This window comes from Pseudoalteromonas sp. JSTW (assembly GCF_013423925.1).
Lineage (GTDB): Bacteria > Pseudomonadota > Gammaproteobacteria > Enterobacterales > Alteromonadaceae > Pseudoalteromonas > Pseudoalteromonas lipolytica.
In genome coordinates this window covers 1,499,242-1,515,100 of the sequence record NZ_CP058972.1, presented here as the reverse complement: position 1 = coordinate 1,515,100, position 15,859 = coordinate 1,499,242, and the positions used below count along the sequence as shown (strand labels likewise).

Genomic DNA, 15,859 nt, shown 5'->3' with positions numbered 1-15,859 from the left:
ACGGTTAAGTCGCGTATGCTACTCTGATTACATTGTCTTATAGGAGTATTCAGTGCATCGACATTTATTTATTGGAGCTGTTTTACTGTTATCTGGTTGCAGTACCATAGGTATTACTGATCTATTCCAAGATTATGCAACACAGTTAAGGCCAGTGCGCCAAGCTGTCAGCCAAAATGATATCGACACAGCCAACCAACTATTACCTAGTAACAGTTCAATGCACAGTAACTATTTGTTAAATCAGCTGGAAACTGCGCGGTTAGCGTTTTTATCAGATCAGCACTCTGAGGCTAACAGCACATTTGAAGCTGTTTATATGAACATGGAAAAAAAGCGCCAAGCTGCAAAACTACAAATAAGCGCAGGTCTTGAGCAAAGTAACGCATTATTAACCAATGACTCAGTCATTAGTTATGAACCACCCGCGTACGAAATGACTATGTTGCATAGCTATAAAGCGCTTAGTTATGTATTTGAAAACCAATTAGAATCGGCTTTAGTAGAAATAAGGCGTGCAAACAAAGTACAAGAAGATGCACTGAAAGATAATCAAGCTGAGCTCGATAAACGCACTGAAGAAGCCGCCGCTGGCTACCCCGACATGACCACGCTAATTGGTGATGTGAAGAACGGTTTTCAAAATGCTTTTACGTTTTATTTATCGGGTATGCTTTATGAGGCGAATAAACAATTTGATGATGCCTATATCGATTATAAAAAAGCCCTAGAGATAAACACCGATAATACATATTTACAACAAAATGTATTACGACTCGCTAAAAAACAAGGTTTTGATCAAGACTTTGAAACTTTTAGTCAGCGTTTTGGTAAGCTCAATGAGGTCAACGCCAATCAAGGTCAGGTTATTATTATTGCCGAGCAAGGCCTGATCCCTGCTAAGCAAGAATATAATTTACGGTTACCCATTTATACTTCGCGTGGCGATGCGCGTTTTTACAGTATCGCCATGCCCGTATACAGCGACGTGCCTTATGTGAGCTCACAAAAAAATATCACGGTCTCGGGTGAAAGTTTAACACTCACGCCGATAGTTCGGCTTGAGTCACTTGCAGCGAAAACATTGAAAGATCAAAGCGCGGGCAGAGTTTCACGACAAGTTTTGAGGCTAGTGGCAAAAGAAAAAATGCGTGCAGAACTTGCCAGAAGTGGTGGTGATGTCGGCAATATTTTAGCGAATATATATAACCTTGCCTCTGAGCAAGCAGATACTCGCAGTTGGTTAACTTTACCAAATCAGTTAAGTATCGCACAAACAGCAATGACCCCTGGTAATCACTCTCTGTGGGTGTCAGGGCACGGAAAAATTGACTTTGCGGTTAGTAAGCAGGGGTTAACCTTTGTCTACCTAACCTTTATTAATAACTACTTTGACTCACATGTAGTCCAACTCTAGGAGCAATAATGAAATATTTAGTGCCATTACTAACCCTATTACTCGTTGCGGCTTGCTCCTCTCGCCCAACCACCTCTGGTATCGGTGTCGAGCAAGCATCACAACAATATAATCAACAACTTATTGTTAATAACCCTGAACTTGGTAACAAGCTTGCGATTTCTGATGTAAAAACTCGCCAAACCAATGGCTTAACCGATGTGGTTGTGACATTAGCAAGTCAGTATAAAAAGTCTCAATATTTACAATATCAATTTACTTGGTATGACGCCGATGGGTTTGTCATAAAAGGCAATCACTCACCATGGCAAGCAATTACCTTGTTTGGTTTTGCAAAAACACAACTACCGGGCTTAGCCCCAACATCTGATGCAGTCACCTTTTCGCTTGCTGTTCGTGAAGTCTCAACAGAAGCACAAGAATTCGAAGATTAAGGAAGCCACAATGAAATTATATTCAGTGAAATCAGCCACCGCTATCGCAATTGCAACGTCGTTACTGTTATCTGGCTGTGCCAACAAAGCAGTTGTCAGTTATGGTGATGCTCAGGCTGTTGAAACAACCGATATCAACTTTGGTTCAACTGATTTGCAAAAGGTCGCAAGCCAAATGACAGATTCGTTATTGGCATCACCTGTTGTGGGGACATTAACAGCAAATTCGCGTCCTATCGTGTTTGTTGAGCGGATAAAAAATAAAACCAGCGAGCATATTGATACAGAATCAATCACTGACTCAATTTCGACACAATTATTACGCAGCGGTAAATTCCGTTTTGTTGATATGACGCGTGTCGAAGCGGTGCGCGAACAGCTTAATTTCCAAAATGTCGACCCGCTCGTCAATCCCAATACTGCAATCGCATTTGGTCAGCAAGTGGGAGCGCAATATATGTTATACGGTAACCTGTCGAGCATTGTAAAATCTAATGCAGATAAAGCCGATGTCTATTATAAATTCACAATGCGTTTAATGGATTTAAAAAGCGGCCTGATTGAGTGGGCTGATGAAACTGAAATCCGTAAAACACGCGAAAAATCTACTTTTGGCTGGTAGCCAGGAGGTTATATGAAGTACCTTATTAGTTTATTTAGCCTATGTTTATTGCTCAGTGCGCCGAGTTACGCTGATTATCAGCGTAATAAAGCGGTTCCCGTGCAGCAAGTTTTGTTTGGTTCAGTGCAGTCAGTTCGTAATATAACCGAGCAAGAACTGGTTAAAGATCAAACAAATGGCTGGAAAACCTTTGGCGGCGCACTATTAGGCGGTGTTGTAGGGAATCAATTTGGCGGCGGAAGTGGTCGAACTGTGGCAACTATTCTTGGTTCAATGATTGGCGGGTCGATTGCACACAACCGTCAGCAATCAAGCCGTTATATTGAATATCAACTTGTTGAGTTAATGATTCAAGTAGAAAATGGCGAGCAATACATGGTCGTTCAAGACAAGGATAGTCGGATGATATTTAATCAAGGTGACAAAGTTCGTCTTGTTTATTTAAGTGATAACACCGTTCGCGTAGATAAGGCTTTTTAATAGTAATGCTAATTTGCTTAATTAAGTAATCTATTTTGAGGCAATAAAACCGCGTTGATAATAAGGCAAAAATGTTGTTATTTAGGTGTTTCCTGCATCCAAGCAGTCGTAAGTTAGAGATTTTTAACGCGGGTAGCGACAGGTTTAATCCCTCAAAATGATTAAGTATTATTGCGAACTGGTAAAAGTAACAGCGAGCAATCGTTACTCCATAAAAAGAAATGCCGCTCACCTAAAGTGAACGGCATTAGAGCCTTAGCTCGCTGTTATGAGCGCTGATTTTAGCTCTGTTTGTAATCTGCAAAGAATCGTTGCATCTTACCCATTGCTTCAGTTAAATCATCTTTGTTCGGTAAAAACACCAATCTAAAGTGGTCAGGCTCAGGCCAGTTGAATGCCCTGCCGTGCACGAGCAGTATTTTTTCGGCTTTCAGCAAATCTAAGATCATGCGTTCATCGTTTTTAATCTTAAACTTGTCGGTGTCTACTTTTGCAAAGGCATACAGTGCGCCTTTTGGTTTTTTACAACTAATGCCGTCTATCGCATTTAGTCCTTGCCATGCAATATCACGTTGCACACACAAGCGCCCACCGGGGTTAATTAGATTATCGATTGACTGTACACCACCCAATGCTTGCTGAATCGCATATTGTGCAGGTACATTGGCACACAGGCGCATAGACGCCAACATATCTAAACCACGCACTAAGTCTTCCATTACACTTGTACGGCCACTTAATACCATCCAGCCCATACGCAAGCCCGCTGCTCGGTATGTTTTTGCAAGGCCGTTAAAGGTAATAATAGGCACATCATCACACAACGCCCCTATTGAGGTATGTGTGGCGCCGTCATATAAAATTTTCTCGTATATCTCATCACTTAATAACAGCAGCTTATGCTCTCGCGCAATATTAATGAGCTCCATTAATAAGTCATCACTGTAGACAGCCCCCGTTGGATTGTTCGGGTTAATCAGTACCAGCGCTTTTGTCTTTGAGGTAATTTTACTTTTTATATCAGCAATATCTGGAAACCAATCTTGTTCTTCATCACATAAATAATGAACAGGGTTACCACCCGCTAATTTAACAGACGCGGTCCATAGTGGGTAATCGGGTGCTGGGATCAGTACTTCATCATCGTTATCAAGCAATGCTTGAGTCGTCATTTGAATAAGCTCGCTCACCCCATTACCGATATAAATATGGTCGACATCTAGGTTGAATAATCCACGTTGCTGATAGTGTTGATAAACAGCCACACGGGCAGAGTAAAGGCCTTTAGAGTCACAGTAGCCTTGGGCTGAATACAAGTTACGGATGATATCGCGGTGCATATCTTCAGGCATATCAAAACCAAAGGCCGCAGGGTTGCCAATATTAAGCTTGAGAACTTTTTGACCTTCATCTTCCATTTTTCGAGCTTGTGCAAGCACAGGCCCACGAATGTCATAACAGACACCGTTAAGTTTGTGACTCTTTTTTATTTGTGACATGGTTACCTCTACTATTAGACCTTAAGACTAACCTAGCAGAGGCTAACCACGCTAGTGGATTTTTGAGGTTATAACTGAAATAAATTCAAGTTATTAGCGACCAGCAAACCAGGCCTGTAGTTTTTCAACTGAACCTGCAACTTGCGCGTCAAGGTTTTGTGACTTTTCTATTGCTGTATCCACATGCCCCTCGTTTAACGCCTGTTCAATTTCGCGAGCAACATCAGATAAGCTCGATGCACCGAATTGCGCAGCATTTGACTTTAAACTATGTGCATGACGCGCAGCAACTTCATTTTCTGAATCCAAATTCGCTAAAACTTCACCACTCAAGCGCTGAAACTCACTGCAGCAAAAGGTTAAGGTGTCGGCAAATTGATCACCCAAAAGCGATTCCATACCTTCAAGTGCACCTTCATCTATTGTGATCGTCGTCATGTTTATCCCTTGATCAAAAACGTCATCATTTAAATCGCAACTCTAGCTGTTCATTGTAAAAAAGCAACCCTATGACCAGAGCTCATGTATAATAGCAATACTTTAATTGTATGCTAGAAGTTTAATATGGCTAGAGAACTGTGTTCGGGTTGTGGCTTTTCAGTCAGAACCTGCTTATGTAATGCGATAAGCATAATTAATAATAAACTAAAAATCATTATATTACGTCATCCTAGCGAAGAAAAAGTAACTAAAAACACAGCGCACCTGCTTAAATTAGGTTTAGCGAACTGTATTATTTTGAGTGGTGAGTCTGAGCAAGACTTTCCTGAGCTCGCCTCACTACCAACACAGAGCACGGCACTGTTGTATCCCGCCGATAATGCAATCATGCTTGATAAGTGCACTGATGCAACATTAGACTTTAAACAACAGCTTACTCATTTAGTGGTGCTTGATGGCACATGGAAAAAAGCCTACAAAATGCTGATGCTGACCCCAAGTTTGCAGCACTTCAAGGCTGTCAGCTTCGCCACTTTACCAAAAAACAAATACGTGATCAGAAAAGCACCTCGCGCCGATAGCTTGTCGACATTAGAAGCCGTTGCACAGAGCCTTAATTTAATCGAACAGTGTAATGTTGACCCGCTTTATCACTTACTCACGGCGCTTGTTGAAAAACAAACTCAGCACATGCCTCAAGCAGTCAAGGCACGTTACTTATAATGCGAGTGTCTAAACGTTTAAGTGCGGGGTTTAGCCGCCAAGGTCCCGATTACCGTTTTGATGACCAAGTTGATTTTGACGATATTCGCGACACGTTCGGATTTCGTACCCTCGTTGTGGGTCATTGGGTTACCAAGCAAGAACGATTATTAGCTGCAAATTTAATTTATGACGCGCTGGCAGATCTCGCACAAATACTGTCATTACCACCTGTGGCAATGGGCCTTCGTGGCAAACTGAATTTTGCTTTCGGTCATGGCGGTCAAAAAGGAGTGCAAGCACATTATAATGCGCAAAGCCAAACACTTGCTCTGGCAAAAAATGCCGGAGGAGGAGCCCTCGCACATGAGTGGTTTCATGCCTTTGATCACCATATTTGCCAGCATATGTTCCCACACAGACAACCCATGCAGTTTTGCTCATCATTGTGGTTAACCCAAACACCTGATTTAACACACCCGTTAAATCATTTCCTCAATCAGTTTTTTCATCAGGTTTTTTTAGATACTCAAGGTAATAACCCAAACGAGTTCGTCACACAATCGATAGCCTTTGATAAACAACGACAGCATATTTATATGAGCATGCCAGAAGAACTTGCGGCACGGTGTTTTGAGCAATGCATTGCTGTCCATCCTGCGATTAAAAATAGTTTTTTAGTGAGTGGCTTAAATGACGGTGGTTTAATTTACCCAAGCATAGAGCATACATCACGCTGCTCAGACGCATTATTACGGTATTTTAATCAACTAGGTGTGCTTTTACATCGTGGCTAACATCAACCGACTTAAAGTTCTTGATCCACAGTAAATAATCGTCAGCCTCAAGCGGTTTGGAAAAGTAATATCCCTGCCCTATTTGGCAGCCATAACGTTGTAAAATGGCCAAGCTCTGCGGGTCTTCAATGCCCTCGGCCACCACTTTGGCACCGAGCGTTTTAGCAATATCACAGGTTGCTTTACAGATACTTTGATCATTTAACGAAAAAGCGAGATTAAGAACAAACTGCTTATCAATTTTCACCTCATCAAAGCCCAGTTGACTTAAATAAGCGAGTGAAGAGTAACCTGTACCAAAATCATCAATGGCGAGTTTCACACCAATTAAGCGATAATCGTCCAGTGTTATTTTTATATTTTTACTTTCTTCCAGGGTCGCTGATTCTGTTAACTCAAGCATCACAGAATCAGCACTTACACCTAGCTCATTTAACTTAGTAATAAACAGCACAGGTAAATCTTTATTGAGCAAATCTTTTGCCGAGATATTAATAGAAATGACATGCTCAGGTATTAACTCACAAAACCTTGCTTGCCATTCTATGCCTTTCGCAACGACCCACTCGGTAAGTTGATTAATGACCCCTGAGGACTCAGCAATCGGAATAAAGGTATCAGGGCCGATTGCTCCAAGTGCAGGGTGATGCCAACGAAGTAGCGCTTCGCAACCCACAATATCACCCGTTTCTAAACATATCTGTGGCTGAAAATGTAAGTTTAATTGGTCTTCTTCAATCGCTAATTTTAATGATGCGGCAATGAGCAGCCTTTGCTCTGAGAGTCTCGCACTTTCTAAATCAAACATACGCCAGCGCTCACCTTGCAGGCGCTTTTCACTCATAGCTTGAATCGCGCACTGTAGAATTTGTCTGGCGGTATTACCATGTAAAGGATAATGGGCAACACCAATATCAACACTATCAACTAATTTTACATTGTTATGCGTGATGCCCTCTTCAAACACTCCATGAATCAAACAAGCAAATTGCTCTATATGACTCAGTTCCAACTCCCCCATTACAACACAAGCAAAAATACTGTCATCAACGCGTGCTATCCAGACACCTTGATCAACATGGGTTTCCAGCCTTAAAGCATTAATCGATTCAAGCTGTTGGGTAAGTACATCCAGCGTAGTCACAATGCAGTTATTAGCATGCTCATAGCCAAATGTTGCTCTGGCATTTACCAAGACATGGGGCCTGAACAACATCACAGAAAAATGTTGTTTGTGCGCTACTTTTTTCATTATTTCACTCAGTAGCAATTGTTTATTGGGTAATTTTGTATCCGCATCATGTGTCATTGAATAATTAAATGATGAAATTCTGTGTCTATCTTTAAGTAACAACAATGAACTAATAGCTAACGATGTGAATAATAGAATGACATTTTGCATGGTGTGATTACCAACACCAAAGCCATTCCACACCAACCAACTAAACGCTTGAACAGACAATGTAAGCACCATTAATAATCTTAAACGCGTACGCTCACCTTTTCCTTTGTACAAAATAGTAATCGCAATACCTGCGAGCATTAAAAAGACAATACAACTAAAAATGTACGACGATTGCAGATTGAGTTGCGGCAATAACGAAGCCATTATTGCAGTAATTATTGACACACCTAATAAAGCGATCCACACCGATTTATAGTGACTTTTAAGTCTGTTTATTGCAGCAAAGTGATACAAAAAATAAGCACCAAAACACAATGCATACTGGTTTATAAGCCACTTAGCGCTCCACTCTAACCCGCTAACAAAAAAGCTCGTTAAACCATTATCTATCATAAATCCAATGGTCACTAAAACGAAGTAAGCATTTAATGTCAGATACTTAAAGCGTTTCGATATGAAGTAATACACCCCACATACAAACATGCATAAAACCAAGACACCCAGGATAGCGCCATACCCCAAAATTGTTTGGTGTAAATTAACTTCAAACGTTTTAGCTGAAACAACCCCGACTTCAATTGATATCGCATGCTCATGTTGGAAATTAAGAAGTGCCCAGCGATTTTGACGATTGTGATCGACTAACCAGTGTGGTCGCACACTCGATAAGCTGACTAATGATGCCAATCTATCTTTATTTTGAATTTGTAATAAATCATCAAGAAGATAAAACTTTTTCCACGTTAAGTTGGGTTCAGCAATATACACAACGTAGTCTTGATTACTTGGTAACTTATTTAAGTCGATGACAAGCCAATACGAACTGTGTGCTTTTAAGCGAAGTGTTTTGGGTTCAAGCATATTTACTTTATGCTTATCGTCTAATTTCTGCTGCAGTGATTGGCTAACAATAAAAACTGGGTCATCAGTGTTTATCAGCCAAACAGGGAGTTCAGCCGCATTTAAAGTCGCTGTAAAGGTATACAAAAAAAGACAACAAGTAGCAGTTACCAGCTGTTTATAAAACGTAAGGATGCACCTGCTGATTGAAAGCATTTTAGCTCCGTGCCATTAAACACCAGCTAAAAGTATGGGGGGGAACAGCGTAAATTGCCAACTTTTGGGAACGATTTGCAATTAAAGTACTGTGGCCCGTAGGCCACATAAGAAAAGCTTACTTATTATCGTCGCTAATACGACTCGCTACCGCCGAGTTTTGATCTTTATATTTCGCATCTTTACGGGTGTTGTAAGGATTTTCGGCTGGGCTGGTCATGGTCTCAAAACTCATCGCCCCTATTTTCATCATGGGTCTTAATGCCAAAGGCAATTTACCCGAGTTATAAAACTCAAGCACAATATTACCTGACCAACCTGGGTCAATTCGGTGTGCCGTTACGTGCACCATTAAACCAAGGCGAGCGAGTGAGGAGCGGCCATCTAACCAACCCACAATATCAGCGGGTAACGTAACTTTTTCATGCGTAATCGCCAAGGCTAATTCGCCTGGGTGAAGAAAAAAGGCTTCTTCTTCCGCTAACACGATTTCGTCGCTCATAATTGATTCCATCGCTTTATTAAGTTGATCTTTCGGACCGCTTAAATCAACGTAAGCTGCGGTATGATCTTGAAACACTCGAAACTTATTGCCTAAACGTAAGTCTACCGTCACCCCAGAAATCATGTCTTTACTCGGTGAAGGCTCTATAACGATACGACCCTCGTTAATATATTGCTGAATATGGGTATCTGATAATCTCATTTATTATTCTACCTAAAACAGCCAAACAGTTATTATCAACATGTTGCGCTGTAAAAATTATCTTGCTTCACGTTAGTTCATGCATTTAATGCAATCAATAAGCGTTAAAGCTCACAGTATGCTGGGATTATTGTGACACAAAACTCACTTATCAAGTTAGTCTTACAGACATTTCTTCATGAATTAATTTTTTATACTCATTTAAACCGTTAAGAATAACTTTTACGTTTAGTATGGGGTGAAATGATTTTTTTAATACAATGAATGTATAACAAGACGCGACATAAGCTGAGAAAATATGAACCTTCAAATACGTTAACGAGTTCGTACTCTCGCGATGTTAGTGCGCAAAATAGTAAATAAGCCGCTCAGAGAGCGGCTTTCATGTCTTGGGAGATAACGTGTTGTTTAAAACCTGTAGCGTGCACCAATTGCGTAACGAGCGCCGTATTGACGAGCAAACAAAAACTGCTCTTCGTAACGGCCATAACCGCGCTCGGTTTCATTATTGAGGTTAATTCCCTCAAAGAACACCGTCATGTTTTCGTTTATATCGTAGTTTACGCTTAAGTCCCACTGCCCGAATGTGTCACCAAACTGTGGTGGTGCATCCGCTGAGCCTTGTGATTGGCCAACACCAATCAAGTAAGCGTCACGCCATGCGTAGGTCACTTTTACCGACAAACCGTCTTTGTCATAGAAAGCTTGGAAGTTTGCAGAATTACTCAAACCTGGTAGTGGCGACTGTTGTGTTAGGCTGTCTACGTCAAATTCAACATCACCATCAACAAATGTCGCGTTCACACCTAAGCCAAAGCCGCTTTCACCAAACAAGTGCTGTATCGCAACCTCTACACCATCAACTGACTTACTGTCCGTGTTTTGCGGCTGGGTAATATTCCACACTATTAACGGGTCTGAACTACTTGGTTCTATTTCACCATCAGCATTACCATAGCCAAGGGCAATCATTTCGTTAAAAATGGCTTTGCTTGTGACTTGCTCATTACGCGCTTCAATAGCTGCAATGGCTTCTTGATAACGCGGCCCGTCTAAAATATCGTAAAGGCCATCGATTGTCGTTTCAGTGATTTGACGTTGAATAAAGTTATCCACGTCTTTTTTAAAGTAACCAACAGACGCATAGCTGCCTTCGCCGTAGTAATATTCAATAGACACATCCAAGTTTGTAGACTCAAATGGCAACAGGTTCGTGTTACCTTGCCCACCCGTGCGAGCACCCGGTTTTGGACTGCCGGTCAGGCTGCGTCCACCCGCTAAATCGCCCAAAGGAGCTCGAGCCATCGTTTTACCCCACGAAACACGGCCAACGAGTTCATCGGTTAACTCTACTTTTACATCAATATTAGGTAACCAAATATCATAATTGCCTTGTTCTTGGTAAAAGTTATCGGTGCCGCCAGCTTCATATTGCATGATCCACTCTGATTCACTCACCCAATTCACTTGTTGTTCAACACGTTGGCGTACCGTGCTGGTGACATCCGTTTCTTCATAGCGAAGCCCAGCATTAATTTGTACAAAGTGATTAGCGACATCAAATTCCCACAACGTATTCACGTAGACGCTTTGCGTTTTCTCTTCAACATAACTTTCACTGTCAATGCCATCGAAAAAGGGATCGATTGAATAGTAGTTATCACCTAAAAGATCTTCGTTTAAGTAAGCGAGTTGCCGGGCTAAAGCCTCTTCAAAACTGTAGGTATAGTAATAGTTCGGTTGTAAATCACTGCCTCCCCCCTGAAATTGATCTAACATGTCACCCGTTTCCTTGTAGGTGAACATGCCATCAGGAAAGATTTCTGTGAATGATGGGTTAAAGCCAGGACCCCCTCGCAAACCACTCCATGCAGTGAACCCACCCATGGTTTGTTTTGTATGTGCAGCACCAAATTTCACTTTTACCAATGGGATTTCAAAACGCTCATTAAACCAATGTGTATGCAACTGCGCTTGCTCAACGTTCGACTCACCCGGAGAGTAAATAAACTGGCTGAAATTTGAGTCAATCTCGCTTGGGTCTAGTACCGTAGTCCCGTTGTTCCAATTAACGTAAGCATGCGGGATCTCACCTGTACGGTAATCGTAAACCTTACTACGCAATTGATCTGAACCGAGGATGATTTGCCCCGATGAACCTAATCCGTCATCAGCACCGTTGTCTATTTCATTTTTAGAGTCGTGGTAGTCGAACTCTACTTCCCATTCATTGTTAATTTGCCACTCTAGGTTTAAACCAATTGAGCGTGCTTTAACTTCAGTGGTTTCTCGATTTGCTGTGAATGAGCCATCGTTACCACTAATATCAGCGAATAAAGCAGTACCGTTTTCATCCAGCTCATAGCGATTGATGTTACCACCGAACTCGTTCCAGATACCCCAACCAACGGTATTAACGCCTGTGATTGCTCGGCTTGCTGTGTAATCAAGCGTAGCAACAAAGTTATCAATGGGCGCATACTGCAAAGTCACTTGACCATTTGTACGTTCACGTTCTGCATCCGCAATGCTGTAGTTCATATCTTTCGGGAAGAAATGATTACCAACACGTTTACCTTCGCTGTCGACTGCACGCGGGTCGATAAATGCCCCCTCATCTAGCGTCGGTAAATCGACATTGGCTTGCCAACCCTGAATATTGGCATTTTGCTGTTGAAAATCACGCTCTTGATGAGAAAACGATACCGCAAAACCAACAGAATCTTCAGCGTAGGTATTACTGTACATGGCAGAAAACTCAGGAGTTACATCATCACCTGCCTCGTTTGACGAATCGTGAATAGCCTTAATTGAGGAACTAAATTTTTCACCAGGGCTATTCAATGGGCGAGTCGTGATAATATTGACCGTCGCCCCCAAGCCCCCACTTGGCACATCAGCTTGACCTGACTTAGCCACTTCGAGCGCACTGACACCATCTGCGGCAATATTTTCAAGTGCGTAAGAGCGGGTATAACCCGTCCCCGGCATTTGACGTCCGTTTAACATGATAAGATTAAACTCAGGGCCAAACCCCCGTACTGTGATTTCACTCCCCTCGCCATTCGAGCGGCTGACAGAGACACCCGTTATACGTTGTAATGACTCGGCCAAATTGGTGTCGGGAAATTTACCCATTTCTTCTGCTGAGATGGCATCAATCACTCCCGTTGCGTCTCGTTTCATGTCCATGGCACGGATCATACTGCCACGAATACCTTTAATTTCGATGACTTCGATTTCTTTATCTACTTGCTGTTGCTCATCTTGAGCATACGCCATTGAGAGATTGCCAAACCCTGTTGTCAGGATCATTGCGATTGATGCTGCAAGAGGTGTTTTAATTAATTTTGTGCTTTTCATGATTACCTGCTTTTGCAAAAAATTGTCATGTAAAATGGGTGCTGTTTTGTGTGCACCCTAGCCTGTTGTCAGATGAAATTATGGGTTTGTAATCACGGCATTATCGATACGATAGACCGCACCTTCTCCCATGCCCCACGAGGGAAATACCATGACAACGTCTATTGCACTAATATCAAGACCTGCACTGAGCAAGTCAGACAATGTATAGGTGTAAGTTTGCCATTCCCCGACCACAGGCTCGACGCCTTCTTGGCTAGCACTTAGCGCAAGCTCAACAGCTTGACCTGCATCATTCGATTCGATTTTGAACAACCACTGCGCATCTTGATTGCTGGCATTTGAAACCAGTTTCATTTCAAAACGAACAACCCCTTCAGAAACCATATGAGAAGCATCAAAACTCACGCCATCAGCAGCTAAAAAGCCCATAACAGTAGCTGTTGCACCTATTTTAAACTCAGCCACAGCACCATGCGCTTCATCATCCGTTTCAACTGTTGGTGTACGGCCTGCGCAGCAATCCCAAATACTCCATTGCTCAGCGACATTATCAGCAAATAATGTGAGATCAGACTGTGGTTCTGGTGCATAAATACGTGCATTATCTACACGATATACAGCCCCTTCACCTTGACCCCAAGCAGGGAAAATCATGATCACATCAATAGCGCTGACATCTAAGCCTGCTTGCAGCAACGTACTAATAGGGAAAGTATAGGTTTGCCATTCACCCGCAACAGGGTCAACCCCCTCAACACTGGTGTTCAGATTAACCTCCACAGCGGTTGTACCGTTGTCTGATTCAACTTTTAGCAACCACGCTGCCTCTGGTGTGCTCGACAGAGATATCACTTTCATTTCGAACTGCAACATCCCCTCGTCCACAAGCGCTGTCGCATCAAATTGTGAACCACTACCACCTGATGATGTCCGGTTAATAAAGCCCATAACTGTCGGTTGAGCACCGATAGAAAACTCTGCTGTTACCCCGTGAGCCTCATCATCCATGACTTCAATTGGCGTTGAGCCACCACAACAATCCCACAACGGCCAGTCAATGTTCGTTTCATCTGTGAATAACGTTAATGAAGGTAAAGAGGTCGATGCGCCGTTTGTAATTTCAACATTATCAACACGATAAACTGCACCCTCACCTTGACCCCATGCAGGGAAGATCATGATGACATCAATAAGTGACACATTTAATCCTGCATCTGCAAGTGCTTGCAGTGGAAAGGTGAAGGTTTGCCATACACCGACGACAGGTTCAGCACCTTCAGTACTCATGTTAAGGTTCATTTCGACTGCAGAACTGCCCTCGTCACTTTCTATTTTAAAAAGCCAAGGAGCATCTGGCGTGGCAGGTAATGACATGATTTGCATATCAAATCGTACGTAACCATCCTCCAACATAGCACTTGCATCATAAGGTGAAGCAACACCATTTTCGTCAGTGATAAAGGCTTCACGACTAATAAATCCATTCACTGTTGGCTGCGCACCAATATTAAACTCAACTACTTCGCCACGCTCTACATCTTCAACAAGGGCGGGTGTAGAACCACCACAGCAATCCCATGCAGGCCAATTTGGATTGAAGCTACCATCAAAAATGGTAAGCGGCGTAACCGTGCCATCGCTTGGCGGCGTTGGGGCTGGTGCAGCACCTTCTACCAGTGCATCTTCTACGCTGTCATACCCTGGGCGGACAGTTTCACAGCCTTTACCCGTGTCTGGATTTTGAGCACACTCATAAACTCGTACATAATCAATTTCGAACGCTTGACCATTTTCGAATGCACTCGTATCTATGCCCGTCGCATTAACGTTTTCTGGCCAATCACCACCAACTGCAAAGTTTAATATCAAGTAAAACTCTTGATCATAGGGTGAAGCATCCCAAAATGTCGTTAGTTCACCCGTTGTTTGGTCGAAATATTCTGAATACCATCCTTTATGCTTTAGCGCTAGCGCTTCGCCGCTGGCGTTATAAAGCAGTTCAGACTTTCGCTGAGTCGCGTAGAGGTAGTCATCAATATACCAGCGAATTTCTCCCTCTTGCCATTCTATTGCATAGGTATGGAAATCATCTGCAGGGTTTGACGCCTGATCAAAGGTATACGCTTTGCCGCTTTGATCGTTATTTGGCCACTCTTTACCATAATGCAATGTTCCGTAGATGTTTGATTCTAGACCATCATCGGTAGGCACTTTAAGGTTCACGGCTTCAACAATGTCAATTTCACCAGAGCGGGGCCAACCGCCGTATACTTCGTCTGTGGGCATCATCCAAAAGGCAGGCCATGCACCTTGACCACTTGGCAGTTTAGCGCGCATTTCAAAGCGTCCGTATTTAAAATCAGCTTTATAGCGAGTATTTAGACGTGCTGAGGTATACGGTTTAGTCGCACCTTCCTCTGCGGGCAGTGCAACAATATTTAGAATGCCATTTTCAACAAAAGCATTATCTTTGCTGTCGGTGTAACATTGTTTTTCGTTATTACCCCCACCGGCACAATCAACTTCGAAGTTCCATTTACCATCGTCAATTGAATCGCCATTAAAGTCATCCTCCCATATCATCACCCAATCAGAAGTGGGTTCACTTGGGTTGATAGTGTCGATTTTTGTTTCTGTGGCAGAGCCACCGCAGCCAGCTAATGTCGCTACAGAAAGCGCCATCGCAAGTTGTGTTATGTGTGTTTTAATTCTGTTCATTACATTGAACCCTAACATGAGTGTTTGTTAGTACTCAGCTGATCGGTATAAGTATTTTTTTAATCAGCCAATTGTAAGCGCTTACATTTAAGGGCAAATAAAAAGCCAAACAATGTAAGCGCTTACAAAAGCGTATGTCAGGGTTGTGAAAAGGTCAATAAAATATTAACAAAAATCGAACATTTGTGTCTTTTAAGTAGACAAAAAACACTCTAA

General features: G+C 42.4%; 12 protein-coding genes. 6 read left to right on the top strand and 6 right to left on the bottom strand.

Annotated features, from left to right (window positions below):
• Positions 1 to 52: 52 nt before the first annotated feature.
• Genes GZH31_RS07005 through GZH31_RS06990 form a run of 4 tightly spaced genes read left to right on the top strand, consistent with a single transcriptional unit; the run spans position 53 to position 2,953 of the window.
• Entirely contained in the window at positions 53 to 1,417 is a 1,365-nt protein-coding gene (locus GZH31_RS07005) for a COG3014 family protein (protein WP_065979824.1), read from the top strand.
• A gap of 8 nt (positions 1,418 to 1,425) precedes the next feature.
• On the top strand, positions 1,426 to 1,851 hold the full coding sequence (locus GZH31_RS07000) for a YcfL family protein (RefSeq protein WP_036968913.1): 426 nt from the start codon (positions 1,426 to 1,428) through the stop codon (positions 1,849 to 1,851).
• Positions 1,852 to 1,861: 10 nt separating this feature from the next.
• Positions 1,862 to 2,473 carry a penicillin-binding protein activator LpoB gene (gene lpoB, locus GZH31_RS06995; protein ID WP_036968915.1) on the top strand — a complete coding sequence of 204 codons (612 nt, stop codon included), beginning with the start codon at positions 1,862 to 1,864 and terminating at the stop codon, positions 2,471 to 2,473.
• 12 nt (positions 2,474 to 2,485) lie between these two features.
• Complete coding sequence (locus GZH31_RS06990; protein ID WP_180311518.1) at positions 2,486 to 2,953, top strand: glycine zipper 2TM domain-containing protein; 468 nt, start codon at positions 2,486 to 2,488, stop codon at positions 2,951 to 2,953.
• A 281-nt stretch (positions 2,954 to 3,234) separates the two neighbouring features.
• On the opposite strand, the gene GZH31_RS06985 is transcribed toward GZH31_RS06990, so the two are convergent.
• Positions 3,235 to 4,452: a pyridoxal phosphate-dependent aminotransferase gene (locus GZH31_RS06985; RefSeq protein WP_036968919.1), complete on the bottom strand. Its 1,218-nt coding sequence runs from the start codon at positions 4,450 to 4,452 to the stop codon at positions 3,235 to 3,237.
• 93 nt (positions 4,453 to 4,545) lie between these two features.
• Complete coding sequence (locus tag GZH31_RS06980) at positions 4,546 to 4,890, bottom strand: Hpt domain-containing protein (RefSeq protein ID WP_065979823.1); 345 nt, start codon at positions 4,888 to 4,890, stop codon at positions 4,546 to 4,548.
• A gap of 126 nt (positions 4,891 to 5,016) precedes the next feature.
• Between GZH31_RS06980 and GZH31_RS06975 the strand changes: the two genes are divergently transcribed.
• Both GZH31_RS06975 and GZH31_RS06970 read left to right on the top strand, forming a co-directional pair.
• The gene (locus tag GZH31_RS06975; RefSeq protein ID WP_065979822.1) at positions 5,017 to 5,616 is read left to right on the top strand and encodes a tRNA-uridine aminocarboxypropyltransferase; all 600 of its coding nucleotides are present in this window, start codon (positions 5,017 to 5,019) and stop codon (positions 5,614 to 5,616) included.
• Positions 5,613 to 6,392 (top strand): CLCA_X family protein, encoded by a 780-nt coding sequence (locus GZH31_RS06970; RefSeq protein ID WP_371915637.1) that lies wholly within the window; start codon positions 5,613 to 5,615, stop codon positions 6,390 to 6,392. Before GZH31_RS06975 ends, GZH31_RS06970 begins: the two co-directional genes overlap by 4 nt.
• Here GZH31_RS06970 and GZH31_RS06965 read toward each other — a convergent pair.
• From GZH31_RS06965 to GZH31_RS06950, 4 genes are all read right to left on the bottom strand, one after another.
• Complete coding sequence (locus tag GZH31_RS06965) at positions 6,358 to 8,784, bottom strand: EAL domain-containing protein (protein WP_176714570.1); 2,427 nt, start codon at positions 8,782 to 8,784, stop codon at positions 6,358 to 6,360. The two genes, GZH31_RS06970 and GZH31_RS06965, sit on opposite strands and share 35 nt — an antisense overlap.
• Before the next feature lie 187 nt (positions 8,785 to 8,971).
• Positions 8,972 to 9,559, bottom strand: a complete 588-nt coding sequence (gene dcd, locus GZH31_RS06960) for a dCTP deaminase (protein WP_036968938.1) — start codon at positions 9,557 to 9,559, stop codon at positions 8,972 to 8,974.
• A gap of 408 nt (positions 9,560 to 9,967) precedes the next feature.
• On the bottom strand, positions 9,968 to 12,874 hold the full coding sequence (locus tag GZH31_RS06955; protein ID WP_374027198.1) for a TonB-dependent receptor: 2,907 nt from the start codon (positions 12,872 to 12,874) through the stop codon (positions 9,968 to 9,970).
• Positions 12,875 to 13,000: 126 nt separating this feature from the next.
• Positions 13,001 to 15,643: a family 16 glycosylhydrolase gene (locus tag GZH31_RS06950; protein ID WP_180311516.1), complete on the bottom strand. Its 2,643-nt coding sequence runs from the start codon at positions 15,641 to 15,643 to the stop codon at positions 13,001 to 13,003.
• Positions 15,644 to 15,859: the final 216 nt, after the last annotated feature.